At 72.8% G+C, this 22,113-nt stretch carries 15 protein-coding genes and 1 riboswitch; of the genes, 9 read left to right on the plus strand and 6 right to left on the minus strand.

All coding sequences use genetic code 11. The features are described from left to right. Positions 1 to 102: 102 nt before the first annotated feature. Complete coding sequence (locus tag ACF089_RS16275) at positions 103 to 918, plus strand: S1 family serine peptidase (protein WP_392026578.1); 816 nt, start codon at positions 103 to 105, stop codon at positions 916 to 918. Positions 919 to 1,213: 295 nt separating this feature from the next. Here ACF089_RS16275 and ACF089_RS16280 read toward each other — a convergent pair whose 3' ends face one another. Then, positions 1,214 to 1,444 carry a hypothetical protein gene (locus ACF089_RS16280; protein WP_392026580.1) on the minus strand — a complete coding sequence of 77 codons (231 nt, stop codon included), beginning with the start codon at positions 1,442 to 1,444 and terminating at the stop codon, positions 1,214 to 1,216. A gap of 434 nt (positions 1,445 to 1,878) precedes the next feature. On the opposite strand from ACF089_RS16280, the gene ACF089_RS16285 reads away from it, so the two are divergent. Next, positions 1,879 to 3,996, plus strand: coding sequence for a type IIA DNA topoisomerase subunit B (locus tag ACF089_RS16285; RefSeq protein WP_392026582.1), 2,118 nt, complete (start codon positions 1,879 to 1,881; stop codon positions 3,994 to 3,996). A 108-nt stretch (positions 3,997 to 4,104) separates the two neighbouring features. Here ACF089_RS16285 and ACF089_RS16290 read toward each other — a convergent pair whose 3' ends face one another. The 3 genes from ACF089_RS16290 to ACF089_RS16300 all read right to left on the minus strand — a co-directional run bounded on the left by ACF089_RS16290 (position 4,105) and on the right by ACF089_RS16300 (position 8,324). Continuing rightward, on the minus strand, positions 4,105 to 4,872 hold the full coding sequence (locus tag ACF089_RS16290) for a response regulator (protein ID WP_392026583.1): 768 nt from the start codon (positions 4,870 to 4,872) through the stop codon (positions 4,105 to 4,107). Further along, positions 4,869 to 6,533: an ATP-binding protein gene (locus ACF089_RS16295; protein ID WP_392026585.1), complete on the minus strand. Its 1,665-nt coding sequence runs from the start codon at positions 6,531 to 6,533 to the stop codon at positions 4,869 to 4,871. Before ACF089_RS16295 ends, ACF089_RS16290 begins: the two co-directional genes overlap by 4 nt. A gap of 522 nt (positions 6,534 to 7,055) precedes the next feature. Then, entirely contained in the window at positions 7,056 to 8,324 is a 1,269-nt protein-coding gene (locus tag ACF089_RS16300; RefSeq protein ID WP_392026587.1) for a citrate/2-methylcitrate synthase, read from the minus strand. A gap of 102 nt (positions 8,325 to 8,426) precedes the next feature. Here ACF089_RS16300 and ACF089_RS16305 point away from each other — a divergent pair, with 102 nt between their 5' ends. Both ACF089_RS16305 and ACF089_RS16310 read left to right on the plus strand, forming a co-directional pair. Continuing rightward, complete coding sequence (locus ACF089_RS16305) at positions 8,427 to 9,578, plus strand: citrate synthase (protein WP_392026589.1); 1,152 nt, start codon at positions 8,427 to 8,429, stop codon at positions 9,576 to 9,578. A 12-nt stretch (positions 9,579 to 9,590) separates the two neighbouring features. Beyond that, positions 9,591 to 10,802 (plus strand): CobW family GTP-binding protein, encoded by a 1,212-nt coding sequence (locus ACF089_RS16310; protein ID WP_392026591.1) that lies wholly within the window; start codon positions 9,591 to 9,593, stop codon positions 10,800 to 10,802. A 238-nt stretch (positions 10,803 to 11,040) separates the two neighbouring features. On the opposite strand, the gene ACF089_RS16315 is transcribed toward ACF089_RS16310, so the two are convergent. Beyond that, a complete protein-coding gene (locus ACF089_RS16315) occupies positions 11,041 to 13,491 on the minus strand; it encodes a DNA topoisomerase (ATP-hydrolyzing) subunit A (RefSeq protein WP_392026593.1) in 2,451 nt (816 codons plus the stop codon). A 228-nt stretch (positions 13,492 to 13,719) separates the two neighbouring features. Between ACF089_RS16315 and ACF089_RS16320 the strand changes: the two genes are divergently transcribed. The 4 genes from ACF089_RS16320 (at position 13,720) to ACF089_RS16335 (ending at position 18,556) form a co-directional block, all read left to right on the plus strand. Then, positions 13,720 to 15,129 (plus strand): M16 family metallopeptidase, encoded by a 1,410-nt coding sequence (locus ACF089_RS16320; protein ID WP_392026595.1) that lies wholly within the window; start codon positions 13,720 to 13,722, stop codon positions 15,127 to 15,129. A gap of 26 nt (positions 15,130 to 15,155) precedes the next feature. Continuing rightward, complete coding sequence (locus ACF089_RS16325; protein WP_392027190.1) at positions 15,156 to 16,523, plus strand: M16 family metallopeptidase; 1,368 nt, start codon at positions 15,156 to 15,158, stop codon at positions 16,521 to 16,523. Positions 16,524 to 16,732: 209 nt separating this feature from the next. After that, positions 16,733 to 16,894, plus strand: a riboswitch (cyclic di-AMP (ydaO/yuaA leader). A 13-nt stretch (positions 16,895 to 16,907) separates the two neighbouring features. Then, positions 16,908 to 17,684 (plus strand): M23 family metallopeptidase, encoded by a 777-nt coding sequence (locus tag ACF089_RS16330; protein ID WP_392026596.1) that lies wholly within the window; start codon positions 16,908 to 16,910, stop codon positions 17,682 to 17,684. 218 nt (positions 17,685 to 17,902) lie between these two features. Beyond that, the gene (locus ACF089_RS16335; protein WP_392026598.1) at positions 17,903 to 18,556 is read left to right on the plus strand and encodes a GntR family transcriptional regulator; all 654 of its coding nucleotides are present in this window, start codon (positions 17,903 to 17,905) and stop codon (positions 18,554 to 18,556) included. Between the two features lie 191 nt (positions 18,557 to 18,747). Here ACF089_RS16335 and ACF089_RS16340 read toward each other — a convergent pair whose 3' ends face one another. Continuing rightward, entirely contained in the window at positions 18,748 to 19,029 is a 282-nt protein-coding gene (locus ACF089_RS16340; RefSeq protein ID WP_392026600.1) for an HPr family phosphocarrier protein, read from the minus strand. 81 nt (positions 19,030 to 19,110) lie between these two features. Between ACF089_RS16340 and ACF089_RS16345 the strand changes: the two genes are divergently transcribed. Next, a complete protein-coding gene (locus ACF089_RS16345) occupies positions 19,111 to 22,113 on the plus strand; it encodes a GNAT family N-acetyltransferase (protein WP_392026602.1) in 3,003 nt (1,000 codons plus the stop codon).

The raw sequence follows: 22,113 nt of genomic DNA on the forward strand, positions 1-22,113 counted from the left end.
ATTCCGTCAGGAATCCGGGCCACCGCCGTGTCCGGGGGTGCGGAGCGCGACCCGCTGACTGACTCTGGGTGGGCCTCCGTTCGCGCAGAGTCAGGAGACCCCATGCGCCGTCCCATCGTCCGAGCCTTGACCGGGGCGCTCGCCCTGATCCCCGCCGGGGCCCTGGCGCCGCCGGCCTCGTCCGCTCCGGCCGCCGCCGACAGCATCGTCGTGGGCGGATACGCGGCCCGGGCCGCCGACAGCCCCTGGGTGGTCGCGCTCGCCAGCCGTGACCGGTTCGGGGGAACGCGCGGAGGCCAGTTCTGCGGAGGAGTCCTGGTCGCGCCGACCAAGGTGATGACCGCCGCCCACTGTCTGAGCCGGACCGTCCTGGGCGGCAGGGTGAGCGACCTCCCCGATCTGCGCGTCGTCAGCGGGCGCACCGAACTCGCGAGCGCGGAGGGCAGGGAGACCGCGATCGCCGGCAGCTGGGTGTCGCCCGACTACGATCCGGCCACCAACGGCTCCGATCTCGCGGTGCTGACCCTCGCCGAGGCGCTGCCCGCCTCCCAGGTGATCCCGGTGGCCGACGCCGCCGACCCCGCGCACGAGCCGGGCACCAGCGCCACGGTCTACGGCTGGGGCGATACGACCGGCGGCGGCGACTACGCCTCGTCGCTGCGCGCGGCCCCGGTGAGCGTGCTGTCCGACGCGACGTGCGAGAGGGCCTATCCCGGGGGCCTGGGCGGCCGCTACAGCGCCGCGACGATGCTCTGCGCCGGAGACGCCCGGGGCGGCCACGACGCCTGCCAGGGGGACAGCGGAGGGCCTCTGGTGGCCGGCGGCCGGCTGATCGGCCTGGTGTCGTGGGGGAGCGGCTGCGGCCGCGCCGACAGCCCCGGCGTCTATACGCGCGTCTCGGCCCTGGCGGTGCCGTAGCCGGTACGGGCAGAGAGGCTTGAGCCGGTGTCCCGCGCGGGGCGCGGTGCCGGTACGCCTTTCACGGCGGGAGCGGCTGCCGACATCGGCGTATCCGGACCGGAGGGTCTTGCGGCCCTCGATGGTTACGGAGAGTGAATGCACCGGCAGCGATACGGGCGGTGCCCGTGGTGCTCCCGGTGCGGGGACGGTCACGCTCGCGGGTACGAGAGCGGGCGGTCGCCCCTGATCTCTCAGGGACGCCGCCCGTCAACCGGTCCGGGACCGGTCTTAGCTCGTCGTGGATGCGAGGCGTTCAGTTTTCCTCTTGACCGGCACCGGCCGGAACGGCCGTGAGCCGGTCGGTCTCATCCTGTATTTCCGCGGCGATCTTCTTGAGTTCCGGCTCGAACTTACGCCCGTGGTGGGCGCAGAAGAGCAGTTCACCGCCGCTGGTCAGGACGACGCGCAGGTACGCCTGGGCGCCGCACCGGTCGCAGCGGTCAGCGGCCGTCAGGGGGCTCGCGGGGGTCAGAACAGTAGTCACGTCGCCTCTTCTCTAGCTCGACGAGCTGTCGTACCAGGGTCAACATCCAACCAGGCCCAAAACGTTCCCGCTCGGGGCTTTTCCCTGAAAACTTCTTCTCGGGGCGGCTGTCTGCTGCCGGGTGGCGGCGAAGGAGCCGTATTGCTGTGCTTTACGGATTTCGCGTTGCTTGTCTCATTTGGCCCTCCCGGCCGGGTTGCCGGTTGTTGTTGAGGACGTGCCCGGAGCCTAAATGGTTCATGCCTCGAAGGGAACGTGATGTTCGCGTCACTCCATCGAGGGATCGAACAGGCATGCGACGCTGGACTAGCATAAGGAATCATGAGGGTGGCGTTACATCGGCTCTACCAGGCCTCGGTACCCTCTGACCCGGCGACCGAAGCCGGGCCTTACCCCACGAGGCCACATCTGAAATTCAGCGAGGAGCGAACCGCGTGACCGCCGAAACGTCCGTGCCGTCCACAGCGCTGCTGACCGCAGAGCGTGACGGCTCCAACTACACCGCGCGGCACCTGCTCGTCCTTGAAGGTCTCGAAGCGGTCCGCAAGCGCCCCGGCATGTACATCGGCTCGACCGACAGCCGCGGCCTGATGCACTGCCTCTGGGAGATCATCGACAATTCCGTCGACGAGGCCCTGGGCGGCTACTGCGACCACATCGAGGTCATCCTCCACGAAGACGGCTCCGTCGAGGTCCGCGACAACGGCCGGGGCATCCCGGTCGACGTGGAGCCCAAGACCGGCCTCTCCGGCGTCGAGGTCGTCCTGACCAAGCTGCACGCCGGAGGCAAATTCGGCGGCGGCTCCTACGCGGCCTCCGGCGGTCTGCACGGCGTCGGCGCGTCCGTGGTGAACGCCCTCTCCGCCCGGCTCGACGTCGAGGTCGACCGCAACAGCGCCACCCACTCGATCAGCTTCCGCCGGGGCGTCCCCGGAATCTTCACCGAGCAGGGCCCCGACTCGCCCTTCGACCCGGCGAACGGGCTGCTCAAGGGCAAGCGGGTGCCCAGGACCCGCACCGGCACCCGGGTGCGGTACTGGGCGGACCGGCAGATCTTCCTCAAGGAGGCCAAGCTCTCCCTGGAGACGCTCTACCAGCGCGCCCGCCAGACCGCCTTCCTCGTCCCCGGTCTGACCATCGTCGTCAACGACGAGCGCGACCTGGAGGGCGAGGGCAAGAGCCAGGAGATCTTCCGCTTCGACGGGGGCATCAGCGAGTTCTGCGAGTACCTGGCCCAGGACCGGGCCGTCTGCGACGTACTGCGGCTGACCGGACAGGGCACCTTCAAGGAGACCGTCCCCGTCCTCGACGACCGGGGCCACATGACCCCGACCGAGGTCACCCGGGAGCTGGGCGTCGACATCGCCCTGCGCTGGGGCACCGGGTACGACAGCCGGATCAAGTCGTTCGTCAACATCATCGCCACCCCCAAGGGCGGCACCCACGTCACCGGTTTCGAACGCTCGATCACCAAGACGGTGAACGAGGTGCTCCGCTCCGCCAAGCTGCTGCGGGTGGCCGAGGACGACATCGTCAAGGACGACGCCCTGGAGGGCCTCACCGCGGTCGTCACCGTCCGGCTCGCCGAGCCGCAGTTCGAGGGTCAGACCAAGGAGGTGCTGGGCACCTCGGCGGCCAACCGGATCGTCGCCAATGTCGTCGCCAAGGAGCTGAAGGCCTTCCTGACCTCCACCAAGCGCGACGCCAAGGCCCAGGCCCGCGCCGTGCTGGAGAAGGCCGTCGCGGCCGCCCGCACCCGGATCGCCGCACGTCAGCACAAGGAGGCGCAGCGCCGTAAGACGGCCCTGGAGTCCTCCTCGCTCCCCGCCAAGCTCGCCGACTGCCGCAGCGACGACGTGGAGCGCAGCGAGCTGTTCATCGTCGAGGGGGACTCCGCGCTCGGCACCGCCAAGCTCGCGCGGAACAGCGAGTTCCAGGCGTTGCTGCCGATCCGCGGAAAGATCCTCAACGTTCAGAAGTCGTCCGTGTCGGACATGCTGAAGAACGCCGAGTGCGGCGCGATCATCCAGGTCATAGGAGCCGGATCGGGCCGGACCTTCGACCTCGACGCCGCCCGGTACGGCAAGATCGTCCTGCTGGTCGACGCCGATGTCGACGGCGCCCACATCCGCTGTCTGCTGCTCACGCTCTTCCAGCGGTACATGCGTCCGATGGTGGAGGCCGGCCGGGTCTTCGCGGCCGTGCCGCCGCTGCACCGGATCGAGCTGGTCCAGCCCAAGAAGGGCCAGGACAAGTACGTCTACACCTACTCCGACAACGAGCTGCGCCAGACCCTGCTGGAGTACCAGCGCAAGAACATCCGCTACAAGGACTCCATCCAGCGGTACAAGGGCCTCGGCGAGATGGACGCCGACCAGCTGGCCGAGACGACGATGGACCCGCGCTTCCGCACCCTGCGCCGGATCAACATCGGCGACCTGGAGTCCGCCGAGGGCGTCTTCGACCTGCTGATGGGCAACGAGGTCGCGCCCCGCAAGGAGTTCATCACCAGCTCGGCGGCGACGCTGGACCGCTCGCGCATCGACGCCTGAGCCCGCCCGCAAGGACCGAAGGGCCGAAGGGGTACGGGGCAGGGGTACGGAGCCCTCCGCTCCGCACCCGGCCCCGCGGCGGTGCTCCCGGGGCCGGGGAGCGGTGGATCAGCTGCTCGCCGACCAGAGGTAGCGGTGCTCCGGCCGGCCCGTCTCGCCGTACTTGAGACTGAGCCGCACCCTGCCCGTGCGCTCCAGGAGCTTCAGATAGCGCTGGGCGGTCTGCCGGCTCACCCCCGAGCGGTCGGCGATCTCCTGGGTGGAGAGCGCGCCCTCCGCCGCCAGCAGCACCTGGCGCACCACCTCGGCGGTGGTCGGCGAGTGCCCCTTCGGCAGGTCAGGGGCGACCGATCCGGCCGACAGGGCTCCGAAGATCCGGTCCACCTCGGGCTGCTCCGCCTCGCCGCCCCGGCCCAGGGTGCGGCGGAGTCCCGCGTACGCCTCCAGCTTGGTGCGCAGACCGGCGAAGTTGAACGGCTTCACCAGGTACTGGAGCGCGCCGTGGCGCATGGCGGCCTGGACGGTGGCCACGTCGCGGGCGGCCGTCACCATGATCACGTCGGTGTGGTGGCCGAGCCCGCGCAGCTCCCGGACGACGGCGAGGCCGTTCCCGTCCGGCAGATAGTGGTCCATGAGGATCAGGTCGGCGGGGGTGTCGGCGATGCGCGCGAGCGCCTCGGCGGCCGAGTGGGCCGTGGCGGAGACCCGGAAGCCGGGCACCTTGGCGACGTACGCCGCGTTGATCCCCGCGACCCGGACGTCGTCGTCCACCACCAGGACGTCGATCGTCTCGGGGCCGGCGGCCCCGGCGGCGGCCCCGGCGGCGGAGCCCGGCGCGCGGCCCGGCAGCGGTCCTCGGACGCGTCCGTCGTTCATCGTGCCTCCGCGGCGCCGGCGGGCTCGGGGTCGGATTCCGGTTCGGTCAGATCGCTCAGCGCTTCGGGGAGTACGACGACGAATTCCGCGCCGCCGCTCTCCGCCTCGCGCACCCGGGCGCTGCCGCCCTGGCGCTCGGCCAGTCTGCGCACCAGCGCCAGCCCGAGGCCGCGCTTGCCGTGGGCGGGCAGCTCCTTCGTGGTCCAGCCCTCGGTGAAGATCAGCTCACGGTGCTCAGGAGGGACTCCGGGGCCGCTGTCCGCGACCCGCAGCACCGCCGTGCGGCCCTGGGAGTACATCTCGACCTCGATCCTCGGCGCGAGCGAGCCGGCCGCCGCGTCCATGGCGTTGTCCACGAGATTGCCGACGACCGTGACCAGGCCGCGCGGGTCGACCAGCCGGTCCGGCAGCAGGGTCTCGGGCGCGAGGCGCAGCGAGACGCCGCGTTCGGCGGCCACCGTCGTCTTGCCCACCAGCAGCGAGGCCAGCAGCGGATCGTGGACCTTCTCGGTGACCTGCTCGGCGGTGGCCCGGTGCACCCCGACCACCTCGGTGACGAACTCGACGGCCTCCTCGTGCATCTCCAGCTCCAGCAGGCCGAGCAGGGTGTGCAGGCGATTGGCGTGCTCATGGTCCTGGGCGCGCAGGGCGTCGATCAGGCCGTGGGTGGAGTCCAGCTCGCGGCCGAGCTGTTCCAGTTCGGTGCGGTCGCGCAGGGTGGCCACCGCGCCGCCGTCGTGGGTCGGCATCCGATTGGCGATCAGCACCCGGTGGCCGCGTACGGTCACCAGATCCTCGCCGGTGACCCGGCCCGCCAGGACGTCGGTGGTGCGGCCCTCGCCCAGCACCCGGTCCAGCGGCAGTCCCCGGCCGTCGGACTCCAGGCCGAGCAGCCGCTGAGCCTCGTCGTTCATCAGCCGGATCCGGCCTCTGGAGTCGAGCGCGACCACACCCTCACGTATGCCGTGCAGCATCGCCTCCCGCTCGGCGAGGAGCGCGGAGATATCGGAGAAGGCCAGGTCATGGGTCTGCCGCTGGAGCCGGCGGGAGATCAGATAGGCGGCGATCGCACCGGCCGCCAGGGCTCCGCCCGCGTAGAGCAGCATCCCGGGGATGGCGGAGAACAGCCGGTCGCGGACGCTGTCGTACTCGATGCCGACGGAGACCGCGCCGATGATCCGGTCGTTGTCGTCGCGCAGCGGGACCTTGCCGCGGGCGGAGCGGCCGAGGGTGCCGCTGTCGATCTCCATGACCTCGCGGCCCGCGAGCGCGGCGCTGGGGTCGGTGGAGACCACCCGGCCGATCTCGCTGCGCGAGGTGTGCGACCAGCGCACCCCGCCCAGGTCCATGACCACGACGTACTCGGCGTCGGTGGCCCGGCGGATGCGCTCGGCCTCGGCCTGGACGGGGCCCGTGGAGGTCGGACGGGTGTTGATGAGCCCGTCGGCGATCTTCGGGGACGCGGCCGTCTGGGCGATGGCGAGCGCCCGCCGCATGGCCTGGTCGTCGAGCTGGGCGCTGAGCGGCGCGAGGAAGAAGCCGGTCGCCAGCACGGTGACGCCGGTGGCGATGGCCAGCTGCATCAGCAGGACCTGGGAGAAGACCCGCTGTGGCCAGCCGAGCCGCAGGCGTCTGGGCGGGGCGGTGGGTTCGGGTCTCATGCCTAAGAACGGTAAACGGCTCGGGGGGCTTTCCGAAATTCACCCGTTCGAGGGGGGTGACCTCCGGTCCGGGTGGGGTGGCCCCCGCGGGGGCTCGCGAGGGCCTGTACGCCGGGGCGTACGCGCCCTCACACGCCCCCGGCCCCGATTCCGGGCCCCCGACCCCGGGTCGCGCCCCGGGCCGCCGCCCGGCCACCGGATCCGCCGGCGCGGCCGCCCCCGGCGTGCGGCCGGGCGGCCACCGCGTGTCGGGGCCCCGGCGGCGGGACCCGGGAGACCGGGGCTTCCGTGCCGTGGATCCGGCGGGCCCGTGCCCGGGCTCCGTCCCCATCCGGGCGGATCTCGCGCCTCGGGCCGTCCGCCCGGGTGCGGGCCCCGGTACGGGCCAGGCCCGGCCCCCCGATACCGCCCCCGGGCCGGTGACCTGGCTATGAGGGCCACGCCACGCGCCCGGGCGCCGCGCGGCCCCGCGCCCTGGGCCCCTTCCCGGCCCAGGGCCCCGCCCCCTGAGCAGCCGCTGGTTCAGACAGCCGGAGGCGGGAGGGGCCTCGGGGGCCGGGGGCCCGTGTAGTGGCCGCTGGGGCGGAGGCGGAGGGAGCGTTCCTCGTACTCCTCCAGGGCGTGGGCGATCCAGCCCGCCGTGCGGGCGACGGCGAAGACCGTCTCGCCCGCCTCGGGCTTCATCCCCGACCCCACCGACAACACCGCGAGCGCCAGATCGACATTCGCGTTCAGCTCCGTCTGGCGCGCGGCCGTCGCCTCCACATCGCGGGCCGCCTCCAGCGCCGCCCGGGCCGTCGGCATCCGTTCCAGCGCCTCGAACAGGGCCTCGGCGCGCGGGTCGCGGCCCGGGTAGAGACCGTGGCCGAGCCCCGGCACCCGGCGTCCGGCGCGCAGATGGTCCGCGACGACCGGCCCCGCGCCGCCGCGCTCCAGCACCTCGGCGAGCATCCGGTGCGCCAGCCCGCTGGCCGCCCCGTGCAGCGGGCCGTCGAGCGCGCCGAGCCCGGCCGAGACCACGGCGTACGGATGGGCCCTGGTCGACGCCGCCACCCGCACCGCCAGCGTGGAGGCGGCCAGATCGTGATCGATGAGCAGGGCGAGCGCCATGTCCAGCGCTCGTACGGACGCCTCGTCCGGGTCGTCCGCCGTCAGCCGGGGCCAGAGCCGGAAGGCCATGAGCCGCTCGCCGTCGTCGCCGGGCCCGGGCGCTCCGGGGCGGCCGACGGACTCCGGCAGCGCGTCGACCAGGGTCGGGATCAGCATGCGGGCGCTGCCCAGCACCGCGTCCCGGCCGAGGTCGAAGCGGACCGGGTCGGTGACGGCCGCGGCGATCACCGCCGCCCGGAGCCGGTCCGCCGAGCCGCTGCCCCGGGGCAGCGCCCCGACGGCGCGGCGGGCCGCCGCGAGCGCCTCGGGCGGAGCGGTGAAACGGGTCCCGGTCCGCAGCGTCCCGGTCCAGAGCCAGTCGGCGATCTCCTCGTAGTGATGGCGCCGGGCCAGCTCGGCGGCGTCCACCCCGCGGTAGTAGTACCGGTCCCGGTCGATCAGCGTGATGCCGGTGCGGATCCGCTGGGCGTCGCCGCCCGACGCGGGCTCCCGGCGGCCCCTGCGGACGAGCGCGTCGACCTCCCGGGCGTCGAAGGTGCTGCCGCGCCCGTCCGGGTCGCGGCGGCTGGCCAGCTGCCCCCGGCTGACATAGGCGTACAGCGTCGCCGGCTTCACTCCCAGCCGCTCGGCGGCCTCGCGCGTGCTCAGTCGTTCCGTCTCCGCCGTGCCGTGGTCCGTCATAGGGCCACCGTACAGATATTCCATGCATATTGATTCAATCAATATTGACAGCTTCACAATCAAGGATGGAGAGTCAAATCAAGGATCGAACGAGGAGACTTCATGGACAGCACCACCGTGGCCGCCGTGCCCCGGGGCCTCGCGGGCGTCGTCGTCACCGACACCGCGCTGGGGGATGTGCGCGGCGGCGAGGGCTTCTACCACTACCGCCAGTACTCGGCCGTCGAACTGGCCCGCACCAGAGGCTTCGAGGACGTCTGGCACCTGATGTTCCACGGGCGGCTGCCGGACGCGGCGGAGCGGGACGCCTTCACGGCGCACACCGCCTCCCTGCGCCGGCTGCCGGACGAGGTGCGCGCGGCCCTGCCCGCCATCGCCCGCGCGAGCGCCCCCTCCGGCCCGCTCGCCGGACTGCGGACCGCCCTCTCCCTGCTCGGGGCCTCGGCGGGGATGCGCCCGGTGTACGACCTCGACGCCGACGCCCGCCGGGCCGACGCGCTCGCCGCCTGCGCCGCCGTCCCGACCCTGCTCACCGCGCTGTACCGGCTCGGCCGGGGCCTGGAGCCGGTCGAACCGCGCGAGGACCTCCCGTACGCCGCCGACTACCTCCGTATGCTCACCGGCGCCGAGCCCGACCCCGGCCGGGCCCGGGCCGTCGAGCGGTATCTGGTCTCCGCCGTCGATCACGGATTCAACGCCTCCACCTTCACCGGACGGGTGATCGCCTCCACCGGAGCCGATGTCGTCGCCGCGCTGACCGGCGCGATCGGAGCGCTCTCCGGGCCCCTGCACGGCGGCGCGCCCAGCCGAGCCCTCGACACCCTCGACGCCATCGGGTCCGCCGACCGGATCCGCCCCTGGATCACCGAACGGGTCCTCGCCGGCGAACGGATCATGGGCTTCGGCCACCCCGTGTACCGCACCGAGGACCCGCGCTCCCGCATGCTGCGCTCCGTCGCCGAGAGCTTCGGCGGCCCGCTGGTCGAGCTGGCCGTCCAGGTGGAGAAGGAGGTCGTCGAGATCCTCGCGGAGCTGAAGCCGGGACGGGAGCTGCACACCAACGTGGAGTTCTACGCCGGAGTGGTCATGGAGCTGTGCGGGCTGCCGCGCACCATGTTCACCCCCACGTTCTGCGCGGCCCGCGTGGTCGGCTGGAGCGCCAATATCCTGGAGCAGTCGGCGGACCCGAAGATCATTCGCCCGGCGGCCCGCTACACCGGTCCGCCGCCGCCGCAGCCCGTACCCGCAGTCTGAGAGAGGCCCCAGGTGAGTCCCGTCCCCGCCCCGAGCGACCAGATCCCCGTCATCGTCCTGGCGGGATTCCTCGGATCGGGCAAGACCACCTTGCTCAACCATCTGCTGAGAGCGGGCCGGGGCACCCGCATCGGCGCGATCGTCAATGACTTCGGCTCCATCGAGATCGACGCCATGACGGTCGCCGGACAGCTCGGCGACTCCACGGTCTCCCTCGGCAACGGCTGTCTGTGCTGTGCCGTCGACGCGAGCGAGCTGGACGTCTTCCTGGAGAAGCTCGCCGCCCCGGCCGCCCGGCTCGATGTGATCGTGATCGAGGCGAGCGGTCTCGCCGAACCGCAGGAACTCGTCCGGATGGTGCTCGCCAGCGAGAACGAGCGGATCGTGTACGGAGGGCTGGTCGAGGTCGTCGACGCGGCCGAGTTCGACGCCACGCGCGAGCGGCACCCCGAGATCGAACGCCATCTGACCGTCGCCGACCTCGTCGTCCTCAACAAGACCGACCGGGCGACGGCGGCGGACCTCGACCGGCTGCGCGCGACCCTCGGCGGCGCCACCGGCGCGGCGGTGGTCGAGGCCGTGTACGGGCGGGTCGACCCGGAGCTGTTCTTCGACCGGCGGCCCAGCGTCGAGCGGGTGGGACAGCTCGCCTTCGAGGATCTGCTGGACGAGGAGTGCGACGGCGGAGCCGGCTGCGCCCACGCGGAAGGCTCCGGGCGCGGGGACGGTTCTGAGCGCGGGGACGGTTCTGGGCACGGCGGCGGCTGTGGCGCGGGCGGTGCGGCGGCGGGGCACGCGGCGCATCTGCACGCCGGGTACGAGAGCGTCGCCTTCACCGAGGCCCGGCCGCTGCACCCCCGGCGGCTGATGGAGTTCCTCGACGCCCGGCCGGACGGGCTCTACCGCGTCAAGGGGTTCGTCTCCTTCGGCCCGGCCGATCCGCGCAACCGGTACGCGGTCCACGCCGTCGGCCGGTTTCTGCGCTTCTACCCCGAGCCCTGGCCGGCGGGCGCCGAACGCCTGACCCAGCTGGTGCTGATCGGCTCGGGCATCGACGGCCCCGCCCTGCTCGCCGGGCTCGACGCGGCCCGGACGTCCGGGGCGGAGGAGGTCCCCGACGAGCGGAGCATGTGGGGCGTCCTGCGCTATGTGCGGCGGCCGGCGGACGAAGCGGAGGGCCCCGCGCTCCCCGACGAGACCTGGGAGGAGCCCTTCCCGGTCTGAGGACCCGGCCCGCCGCGCCCCCCCCGGTACGCGGAGCGGCGGTACGGGAAGGGCTCGCCCTCCCCGCACCGCCCGGGGCCGACCGGTCGCCGTACCGCCGGGGGCCGATCGCTCGCCGTACCGCCAAGGGCCGGCCGGCCGCTTCCCGTACCGCTCAGGGCCGCCCGGTCGACTCCCCGTACCGCTCAGGGCCGCCCGGGGGAGGGCCTCGTACCGACCGTCCCCCTCGGGCCCCGGGTCAGCTCGCCGGGCCCGCCAGCACCGCGACGTCCGAGACCGGCGGGGTGCCCGAGCCGTCCCGGCGCGGGTCCGGCTCCGGGAGCTGGGCGGGGGTGCCGTTCTTCTGCGCCGCGCGGGCCGGGGCCGGACCGGCCCAGGCCAGCAGCAGCACGTCCTCGCCCTTGAGGAAGCGCTGACAGCGCACCCCGCCCGTGGCCCGTCCCTTGCGCGGATACTGGTCGAACGGGGTGAGCTTCACCGACGTCACCGAATCGTCCAGCGCGCCGGTCGAGCCGGCCGCCGTGAACACCGCCGCCTCCGCGCCCGGATCCACCGCCGTGAACGAGAGGACCCGCGCGCCGTCCGCCAGCTTGATTCCGGCCATACCGCCCGCCGCCCGGCCCTGCGGCCGGACCTGCGACGCCGGATAGCGCAGCAGCTGGGCGTCGGAGGCGATGAAGACCAGATCCTCCTCGCCCGTGCTCAGCTCGGTCCCGCCCACGATCCGGTCACCGCTCTTGAGGGTGATGACCTCCAACTCGTCCTTGTTCGCCGGATAGTCGGGCACCACCCGCTTGACCACGCCCTGGAGGGTGCCGAGCGCCAGCCCCGGCGAGGTCTCCTCCAGCGTGGTCAGACAGATCACCGTCTCGTCCGCCTCCAGCGAGAGGAACTCCGACAGCGGGGCCCCGCCCGAGAGATTCGGCGCGGCGGCGGTCTGGGGCAGCTGCGGCAGATCGATCACCGCCAGCCGCAGCAGCCGTCCCGACGAGGTCACCGCGCCCACATCGGCCCGGGCGGTCGCCAGCACCGCCGAGACGATCAGATCGTGCTTGGCCCGCTTGGAACCGGCCTCCGGCAGCGGCTCGCCGGTCGCCGTCCGCGCCAGCAGCCCGGTCGAGGAGAGCAGCACCCGGCACGGGTCGTCCGCGACCTCCAGCGCCACCGCGGCGACCGGGGCCGCCCCCGACTCCAGCAGCACGGTGCGCCGCTCGGTGGCGAACTTCTTCGCGACCGCCGCCAACTCGCCCGAGACCAGCTTGCGCAGCTCGGCGTCGGACTCCAGGATCCGGGTCAGCGCCTCGATCTCCCCGGCGAGCCGGTCGCGCTCGCTCTCCAGCTCGATCCGGTCGAACTTGGTCAGCCGCCGCAGCGGGGTGTCCAGGATGTACTGGGTCTGGATGTCGCTGAGCGAGAAGCGCTCGATCAGCCGCTCCTTGGCCTGCGCCGAATTCTCGCTGGAGCGGATGAGCCGGATCACCTCGTCGATGTCGACCAGCGCGACGAGCAGGCCCTCCACCAGATGCAGCCGGTCGCGCCGCTTGCCCCGGCGGAACTCGCTGCGCCGGCGGACCACGGTGAAGCGGTGGTCCAGATAGACCTCCAGCAGCTCCTTGAGCCCCAGGGTGAGCGGCTGGCCGTCCACCAGCGCCACATTGTTGATGCCGAAGGACTCCTCCATCGGCGTCAGCTTGTAGAGCTGCTCCAGCACGGCCTCCGGGACGAAGCCGTTCTTGATCTCGATCACCAGCCGGAGCCCGTGGGCGCGGTCGGTGAGGTCCTTCACATCGGCGATGCCCTGGAGCTTCTTCGAGCCGACCAGATCCTTGATCTTCGCGATCACCTTCTCCGGTCCCACCGAGAACGGCAGTTCGGTGACGATCAGACCCTTGCGGCGCGCGGTGACGTCCTCCACCGTCGCCGTGGCGCGGATCTTGAAGGTGCCCCGGCCCGACGCGTACGCGTCCTTGATGCCCGACAGGCCCACGATCCGGCCGCCGGTCGGCAGATCGGGCCCCGGGATGAAACGCATCAGCGTCTCCAGGTCCGCGCCCGGGTGTCTGATCAGATGACGCGCGGCCGCGACGACCTCGCCCAGATTGTGCGGCGGCATATTGGTCGCCATGCCGACCGCGATCCCGGACGAGCCGTTGACCAGGAGATTGGGATACGCGGCCGGGAGCGCCACGGGCTCCTTCTCCTGGCCGTCGTAGTTCGGGGTGAAATCGACCGTGTCCTCGTCGATGGACTCGGTCATCAGCGAGGTGGCGTCCGCCATCCGGCACTCGGTGTACCGCATGGCGGCGGGCGGGTCGTCATTGCCGAGGGAGCCGAAATTCCCATGGCCGTCGACCAGCGGGACCCGCATCGAGAACGGCTGGGCCATCCGCACCAGCGCGTCGTAGATCGACGCGTCGCCGTGCGGATGCAGCTTGCCCATGACCTCGCCCACGACCCGGGCGCACTTCACATAGCCGCGGTCGGGGCGCAGACCCATCTCGTTCATCTGATAGACGATCCGGCGCTGCACCGGCTTCATGCCGTCCCGGGCGTCGGGCAGGGCACGGGAGTAGATCACCGAGTAGGCGTACTCAAGGAAGGAGCCCTGCATCTCGTCGACGACGTCGATGTCGAGAATCCGCTCCTCGAAATCTTCGGGCGGCGGGGTTTTCGTGCTGCGGCGGGCCATCGCGGCTGCTGCTCCTTCACGTACCGGATCGGAACCTGACGCGGACCATTGTGGCCCGTCCCACTGACAACACCCGACGCGACCCGGGAACACGCGCCGGGAGGGCCCGCCCGGAGCGGGAAAGTCGGCGGCCGGAACCGGGGAACTTCGCCAGGTGTCAGCCCGCGTGCATACAGTGGCGGTGCTGGGAAAACAACACCCCACAGCATCGCGATCGAAGGGACGTACATGCCCATGGGTCACACGGCCACAGCGCAGGCCGGTTCGGGCGGCCTGACAGCGACGGAGCACCGGCTGGCCAATGGCCTGCGCGTGGTGCTCTCCGAGGACCATCTGACGCCGGTCGCCGCGGTCTGCCTCTGGTACGACGTGGGCTCGCGTCACGAGGTCAAGGGCCGTACAGGACTCGCCCACCTCTTCGAGCACCTGATGTTCCAGGGCTCCAAGCAGGTCCACGGCAACGGCCACTTCGAGCTGGTGCAGGGCGCCGGTGGTTCGCTCAACGGCACCACCAGCTTCGAGCGCACCAACTACTTCGAGACCATGCCCACCCACCAGCTGGAGCTGGCGCTCTGGCTGGAGGCCGACCGGATGGGCTCCCTCCTCGCCGCCCTCGACGACGAGTCGATGGAGAACCAGCGCGACGTGGTCAAGAACGAGCGCCGCCAGCGGTACGACAACGTCCCGTACGGCACCGCGTTCGAGAAGCTGACCGCCCTCTCCTACCCGGAGGGCCATCCGTACCACCACACGCCCATCGGCTCCATGGCCGATCTGGACGCCGCCACGCTCGACGACGCCCGCGCCTTCTTCCGCACGTACTACGCGCCGAACAACGCGGTGCTGTCGGTCGTCGGGGACATCGACCCCGAGCGGACCCTCGCCTGGGTCGAGAAGTACTTCGGCTCCATCCCCTCCCACGACGGCAAGCAGCCGCCGCGCGACGGCTCCCTGCCGGAGAACATCGGCGCGCAGCTGCGCGAGGTCGTGGAGGAGGACGTTCCGGCGCGGGCCCTGATGGCCGCCTACCGGCTGCCCCACGACGGCACCCGCGAGTGCGACGCCGTGGACCTGGCGCTCACCGTCCTCGGCGGCGGCGAGTCCTCCCGCCTCCACAACCGGCTGGTACGGCGCGACCGCACCGCCGTCGCCGCCGGATTCGGGCTGCTGCGGCTGGCCGGCGCCCCCTCGCTGGGCTGGCTGGACGTGAAGACCTCCGGCGGCGTCGAGGTGCCGCGGATCGAGTCCGCGGTCGACGAGGAGCTGGCCCGCTTCGCCGCGGAGGGCCCCACCCCGGAGGAGATGGAGCGCGCCCAGGCCCAGCTGGAGCGCGAGTGGCTGGACCGGCTCTCCACCGTCGCCGGCCGCGCCGACGAACTGTGCCGTTACGCGGTGCTCTTCGGTGACCCGCAGTTGGCGCTGACCGCGGTCGAGCGGGTCCTCGACGTCACCGCCGAGGAGGTCCGCGCGATCGCCGCCGCCCGGCTGCGCCCCGACAACAGGGCGGTGCTGGTGTACGAGCCGATCGCCGCCGACGACGAGGCGGACGAGGCCGGCGAGGCCGGGCAGACCGACGGCGGCCCGGCGGGCCCCGACACGACCGAGCGACGCGACGACGAGGAAGGGGCGCGCCAGTGACCGACACCGCCGAGCCGCTGATCAGCATGGAGTTCCACCCGCAGCCCCAGGCGGGCGAGGCCAGGCCCTGGGCGTTCCCCGCCCCCGAGCGCGGCACCCTGGACAACGGGCTGACCGTGCTGCGCTGTCACCGCCCCGGACAGCAGGTCGTCGCGGTCGAGATCTCCCTCGACGCCCCGCTCGACGCCGAGCCCGAGGGCCTCGACGGCGTCGCCACCATCATGGCGCGCGCCCTCTCCGAGGGCACCGACAAGCGCTCCGCCGAGGAGTTCGCCGCCGAGCTGGAGCGCTGCGGCGCCACGCTCGACGCGCACGCCGACCACTCCGGCGTCCGGGTCTCCCTGGAGGTCCCGGTCTCCCGGCTGCCCAAGGCGCTCGGGCTGCTCGCCGAGGCCCTGCGCGCGCCCGCCTTCCTCGACAGCGAGATCGAGCGGCTGGTGCGCAACCGGCTGGACGAGATCCCGCACGAGAGCGCCAACCCGGGCCGCCGGGCCGCCAAGGAGCTGTACCGGCAGCTCTTCCCGGCCTCCCTGCGGATGTCCCGCCCCCGGCAGGGCACCGAGGAGACCGTCGCCCGGATCGACTCCGCCGCCGTGCGCGCCTTCTTCGACGCGTACGTCCGCCCCGCCACCGCGACCGCGGTCGTCGTCGGCGATCTGACCGGGGTCGACCTCGACGCCGTGCTCGCGGAGACCCTCGGCGACTGGACGGGGAACACCGCCGCGCCGCGCCCCGTCCCGGCGGCCGTCGCCGACGACACCGGCCGGGTCGTCATCGTGGACCGCCCCGGCGCGGTGCAGACCCAGCTGCTGATCGGCCGGGTCGGCCCCGACCGCCACGACCGCGTCTGGCCCGCCCAGGTGCTCGGCGCGTACTGCCTCGGCGGCACCCTCACCTCCCGGCTCGACAAGGTGCTGCGCGAGGAGAAGGGCTACACCTACGGCGTACGCGCCTTCGGCCAGGTGCTGCGCTCCGCCCCCGACGGGACGGGCGCCTCGCTGCTCGGCATCAGCGGCTCGGTGGACACGCCGAACACCGGCCCGGCGCTGGAGGACCTCTGGACCGTGCTGCGGACCCTCGCGGCCGAGGGGCTCACCGACGCCGAGCGGGATGTCGCCGTACAGAATCTGGTGGGCGTCGCGCCGCTGAAGTACGAGATGGCCGCGTCCGTCGCGGGCACCCTCGCCGACCAGGTGGAGCAGCACCTCCCCGACGACTACCAGGCGCAGTTGTACGTACGCCTGGCGGAGACCGGCACGGTGGAGGCGACGGCGGCGGTCGTCAGCGCCTTCCCCGAGGACCGGCTGGTGACCGTGCTCGTCGGTGACGCCGCGCGGATCGCCGAGCCCGTCAAGGCGCTCGGCATCGGCGAAGTGACCGTCGTCACGGGCTGATTGAGGCGTCGAAGGGAACCCCGGCCCTCCTGAGGGCCGGGGTTCCGCCATCTGATCCTTGTATGCCCCTTTTGACGGTTCATCGCCTGGAAGCTTCCTTTCTGTCCTGTGGCATGTGCAACAAAAGACGCCGCTTGTTTGCCGATGGAAAGTCCGCGCGCATAGCGTCGGTCCGGCTGTTCGCCCGCTGTACGCCGCACCCGCGGCAAGGGCAGCCATCGCCGAATCCCCGCAGGGCGCGAGCCCGGGGAGCCGGGGACCAAGGTCCCCAGGGGTGAATCGAGCGCCTTCGCGTCCGCGCGGAGGAGCCCGTAGGAGACCTTCCTGCTCCGAACCCGTCAGCTAACCCGGTAGGCGAGAAGGAAGGAAAGGACCAGCCTCTCCATGGCGTTGACCCGCCCCACCGGGAAACACCGTGCCCCGAGCCGTATGACGCGCAGAAGCGCGAGCATCGCCGGAGTCGCCACCATCGCCACCAGCGGAGTCTGCGGAACCCTCGCCACCCCCGCGTTCGCCGCCGAGACGGCCACCACGGCGTCCATGGAGGACACCGGCACCCTGCTGATCCTCGCCGCCGACGCCGAGGCGGACTCCCTCGCCGACGAGGTCGCCGACCAGGCCGCCACCCAGCGGCGCGCCGCCGCCGCCCGGGTCGAGGCCGCCGAGGAGGCCGAGCGCAGGGCCGAGGCCCGCGCCCTGGAGATCCGCGAGGCCGAGGCCCGCGCCGAGCGCGAGGCCGAGCGCAGGCGCCTCAACTCCTTCCAGCTCCCCGTCGCCGGCTCCCACGTCTCCACCGGCTATCAGACCGGCGGCTCCCTCTGGTCCTCCGGCAGCCACTCCGGCATCGACTTCCACGCCCCCCACGGCACCCCGGTGGTCTCCGTCGGATCCGGCACCGTGGTCGAGGCCGGCTGGGGCGACGCGTACGGCTACAACGTCGTGATCCGGATGAACGACGGCACCTACACCCAGTACGCCCACCTGGCCTCGGTCGGCGTCGCCGTCGGGCAGAGCCTGGCGCCGGGCCATCGGATCGGACTCTCCGGCTCCACCGGGAACTCCACCGGACCGCACCTCCACTTCGAGGCCCGCAGCGGCGCCGAGTACGGCTCCGACGTCAACCCCCTCGCCTATCTGCGCGCCCGGGGCGTGGCCGTCTGACCCCGCGGGCGCCCCGCCCGTACCCCCGTACCTCTCCGAAGGCCCCAGCGGAAAGCCGCCGGGGCCTTCGGCGTGCCCCGGCGCACCGCCGCCGGAAGATCCCACCGGATTTCCCGGAGCCGTCGGGAATGACGGTCCGCTGCAATAGAGTCGCCGAAACGGAAGGCCCACCGGCCGCATTGCACGAGATTCCGGCGGATTACAGCGGAGGTTCGGTCATGCGCATTCCCGCGCACTCGGTACGCACGGCGATCCGCGACGACATCGTCTCCGGCGCCTTCCCGCGCGGCGCCAGACTCGCCGAGGAACAGCTCGCCCGGCGCTACGGCGTCTCCCGGATCCCGGTGCGCGAGGCCCTGCGCACCCTGGAGTCCGAGGGCTTCGTCGTCACCCGCCGGCACATCGGCGCCCAGGTCGCCGAGCCCACCGAGCAGGAGGCCGCCGATCTGCTGGAGGTACGGACCCTGCTGGAGCCGCTGGGGGCCGCCCGGGCCGCCCGCCGGCGCACCGAGGCCCACCTCAAGGTCCTGCGCGGCCTGGTACGCCTCGGCCAGGACCGGGCCCGCCGGGGCCACGGCGAGGATCTGCGGGCCCTGGGCCGCTGGTTCCACGAGACCCTCGCCCAGGCCTCCGCCAGCCCCGGGCTGATCGCGCTCCTCACCCAGCTGCGCCACAAGATCGCCTGGATGTACGCCGTCGAGCGCCAGGACCGCCCCCTGGAGTCCTGGGCCGAGCACGGCGCGATCCTGGACGCGGTGGCGCGCGGGGACGCCGAGCGCGCCCGGACCCTCACCGCCCTGCACGTCGAGCGCGGCGCCGGGGCCCACCGGCTGCGCCCGGCCGGTCCCGCCGGAATGCGCAACACGATGTGAACACGGAGCGCATCCGGAATTAACACAGAGCCGGTACAGGGGGGGGCGCGATTTACCGCGCTATATCCGGGAGGATTCTTTTCGCGCACAGCGCGCTTCTTCATGCCGGCGGGTGAAAAAGCGAAGCCGTGATGTCCCGCGTACGGGACATCACGGCTTCGCTCCGCCCTGGGACGGTCCGGGTCGGGGGTTCAGACCGTCTCGGGGAGTTCTTCGAGGCCCTCGGCGACCAGCTTGGCCAGCCGGTCCAGCGCGGCGTCCGCGCCCTCGGCCTCGGAAGCCAGCACGATCTCCTCGCCGCCCTGGGCGCCCAGACCGAGCACGGCGAGCATCGAGGCGGCGTTGACCGGACTGCCGTCGGCCTTGGCGATGGTGACCGGGACGCCGGAGGCCGTCGCGGCCCGGACGAAGATGGAGGCGGGTCGGGCGTGCAGGCCTTCGGCCCAGCCGACGTTGACGCGGCGCTCAGCCATGGTGGTGCCCTTCACAATAAATCGGTTGTCTAGACCAGCGTCCCATGGTACGGGACGCCGGCGCGGTCGTACGCTTTCGGCATGCGCAGCCGGCCGGAGCAGACCTATCCCGATCACTGGGAAGCAGACGTGGTGCTGCGCGACGGGGGCACCGCGCGCATCAGACCGATCACCACCGAGGACGCCGAGCGCCTGGTCAGCTTCTATGAACAGGTATCGGACGAGTCGAAGTACTACCGCTTCTTCGCGCCCTACCCCCATCTCTCCGCGAAGGACGTCCACCGGTTCACCCATCACGACTACGTGGACCGGGTGGGGCTGGCCGTCACGGTGGGCGGGGAGTTCATCGCGACCGTCCGCTACGACCGGATCGACGCCTCGGGCCGCCCGGCGAGCGCCCCCGCCGACCAGGCCGAGGTCGCCTTCCTCGTCCAGGACGCCCACCAGGGGCGCGGGGTCGCCTCCGCGCTCCTGGAGCACATCGCGGCGGTGGCGCGGGAGCGCGGGATCCGGCGGTTCGCGGCCGAGGTGCTGCCCGCCAACAACAAAATGATCAAGGTGTTCCGGGACGCCGGATTCACCCAGCGGCGCAGCTTCGAGGACGGCTCCGTCCATCTGACCCTCGATCTCGAACCGACCGAGAAGTCCCTCGCCGTGCAGCGCGCCCGTGAGCAGCGCGCGGAAGCGCGGTCGGTGCAGCGGCTGCTGGCCCCCGGCTCGGTGGCGGTGATCGGCGTCGGCCGGGCCCCCGGCGGAGTCGGCCGTACGGTGCTGCGCAATCTCCTCGCGGGCGGGTACACCGGCCGCGTCCACGCCGTGAACAGCGCCTTTCCGGCCGACCGGGACGAGGTCGACGGGGTGCCCGCGGTCCGGTCCGTCGGCGAGATCCTCCCGGAGCCCGGAGGCCCCGGAGGCCCCGGAGGCCCCGGAGGTCCTGGAAGTCCCGGAGGCGCGGCAGGCCCCGGAGGCGCGGGGGACGCCGGGCCGGCCGTGGACCTCGCCATCGTCGCGGTCCCCGCCGAACGGGTGCCGGAGGCGGTCGCGGACTGCGGCGAGCACGGCGTCCGCGGGCTCGTCGTGCTCTCCGCCGGATACGCGGAGAGCGGCGTCGAGGGCAGACGGCGGCAGCGGGAGCTGGTCCGCCAGGCCCGCTCGTACGGTATGCGGATCATCGGCCCGAACTCCTTCGGGATCATCTCCACCGCCGCCCCGGTGCGGCTCAACGCCTCCCTCGCGCCGCAGACGCCCGCACCCGGCCGGATCGGGCTCTTCACCCAGTCCGGGGCGATCGGGATCGCGCTGCTCTCGGGGCTGCACCGCAGGGGAGCGGGGCTCTCCACCTTCATATCCTCCGGGAACCGGGCCGACGTCTCCGGGAACGACTTCCTCCAGTACTGGTACGAGGACCCGGACACCGATGTCGTCCTGCTCTATCTGGAGTCGATCGGAAACCCGCGCAAATTCACCCGGCTCGCCCGGCGCACGGCGGCCGAGAAGCCGGTCGTGGTGGTGAAGGGCGCCCGGCACAGCGGCAGCGAGCCGCCCGGGCACGCGGTCCAGGCGACCCGTATCCCCGACGCGGCGGTGGGGGAGCTGCTGCGGCAGGCCGGAGTGATCCGCGTCGACACCGTCACCGAGCTGATCGACGCGGGGCTGCTGCTCGCGGGCCAGCCGCTGCCCGCCGGACCCCGGGTGGCGATCCTCGGGAACTCCGAGTCGCTGGGGCTGCTCACCTACGACGCCTGTCTGACGGAAGGACTCCGTCCGCTGCCGCCGCTCGATCTCACGACGGAGGCCACCCCGGCCCACTTCCGCGCCGCGCTGGACCGGGCGCTGGCGGACGACGGCTGTGACGCCGTGGTGGTGACGGCGATCCCCTGGGTCGGGGAGAACGGCGAGTCGGAGTCGGGCGACGGGGAAGTGCTGGCGGCGGCGCTGCGGGAGGCGGCCGCGTCCGCGCCGGCGAAGCCGGTGGCGGTGGTCCACGTCGAGCTGACCGGCCTCTCCGGCGCCCTCGCCGCCGCCCGGCCCCGGACCCGGCCCGCCCCAAAGACCCCGGGGGAGAGCGGGTCCGACCCGGGCCGCCCGGAGCCCTCGCGGCCCGCCCCGCGAGGCCCCGTACCGGATCCGACGCCGCCGGCGCCCGTACGGGACCCGGGCCGCCCGGGACTCGCGCCCGCGCCCGGACCTGGGCCCGGCCCCGACGGCGACAGCGCCGGAAAGGGCTGCATTCCGGCCTATCCCGCCGCCGAGCGGGCCGTCCGCGCGCTGTCGCGGGCCGTCGCCTACGCCCAGTGGCGGCGCGGGGCCGCCGAGCCCGGCAAGGTCCCCGCGTACGACGACATCGACGAGACCGGCGCCGCCGCCCAGATCGAGCGGCTCCTCGCCGAGGGCGGCAGCGGCACCCTCCCGGCCGCCGACGCCCACCAGCTGCTCGCGCGGTACGGGATCCGGGTCCGCGCCACCCTCCCCGCCCCCGAACCCGACGCGGCCGCCGCCGCGGCGGCCCGCCTCGGCTACCCCGTCGCGCTCAAGACCACCGCCCCCCATCTCCGCCACCGCGCCGACCTCGGCGGCGTACGGCTCGACCTCGCCGACGAGGCGCAGCTGCGCCACGCCTACCGCGAGCTGACCGAGCTGCTCGGCAAACCCGTCGAGCTGCGGCCCGTCGTCCAGTCCATGGCCGCCCGGGGCGTCGACACCGTCGTCCGGGCCGTCATCGACCCCGCCGTCGGAGCGGTCCTCTCCTTCGGGCTCGCCGGAGCCGCCTCCGAACTCCTCGGCGACACCTCCCACCGACTGATCCCGGCCACCGACCGCGACGCCGCCGAACTCGTCCGGGCCATCCGCACCGCCCCGCTGCTCTTCGGCTGGCGCGGCTCCGCGCCGGTCGACACCCCGGCCCTCGAAGAGCTGCTGCTGCGGGTCTCCCGGCTGGTCGACGATCACCCCGAGGTGGTCGGAATCAGTCTGGAACCCGTCGTCGTGGCGCAGCGCGGACTCTCCGTACTCGGCGCGTCCGTCCGGCTCGCGCCGTCCACCGCCTTCACCGACCTGGGGCCGCGCCGCCTCCCCAGCTACTGA

The sequence above is a fragment of the Streptomyces sp. NPDC014894 genome (assembly GCF_043080985.1).
Lineage (GTDB): Bacteria > Actinomycetota > Actinomycetes > Streptomycetales > Streptomycetaceae > Streptomyces.

Coding starts and splice junctions, on each gene's coding strand:
- ACF089_RS16275 (WP_392026578.1), top strand. CDS start 103: ATGCGCCGTCCCATCGTCCGAGCCTTGACCGGGGCGCTCGCCCTGATC.
- ACF089_RS16290 (WP_392026583.1), bottom strand. CDS start 4,872: ATGAACGACGGACGCGTCCGAGGACCGCTGCCGGGCCGCGCGCCGGGC.
- ACF089_RS16295 (WP_392026585.1), bottom strand. CDS start 6,533: ATGAGACCCGAACCCACCGCCCCGCCCAGACGCCTGCGGCTCGGCTGG.
- ACF089_RS16300 (WP_392026587.1), bottom strand. CDS start 8,324: ATGACGGACCACGGCACGGCGGAGACGGAACGACTGAGCACGCGCGAG.
- ACF089_RS16305 (WP_392026589.1), top strand. CDS start 8,427: ATGGACAGCACCACCGTGGCCGCCGTGCCCCGGGGCCTCGCGGGCGTC.
- ACF089_RS16315 (WP_392026593.1), bottom strand. CDS start 13,491: ATGGCCCGCCGCAGCACGAAAACCCCGCCGCCCGAAGATTTCGAGGAG.
- ACF089_RS16320 (WP_392026595.1), top strand. CDS start 13,720: ATGCCCATGGGTCACACGGCCACAGCGCAGGCCGGTTCGGGCGGCCTG.
- ACF089_RS16325 (WP_392027190.1), top strand. CDS start 15,156: ATGGAGTTCCACCCGCAGCCCCAGGCGGGCGAGGCCAGGCCCTGGGCG.
- ACF089_RS16330 (WP_392026596.1), top strand. CDS start 16,908: ATGGCGTTGACCCGCCCCACCGGGAAACACCGTGCCCCGAGCCGTATG.
- ACF089_RS16335 (WP_392026598.1), top strand. CDS start 17,903: ATGCGCATTCCCGCGCACTCGGTACGCACGGCGATCCGCGACGACATC.
- ACF089_RS16340 (WP_392026600.1), bottom strand. CDS start 19,029: ATGGCTGAGCGCCGCGTCAACGTCGGCTGGGCCGAAGGCCTGCACGCC.
- ACF089_RS16345 (WP_392026602.1), top strand. CDS start 19,111: ATGCGCAGCCGGCCGGAGCAGACCTATCCCGATCACTGGGAAGCAGAC.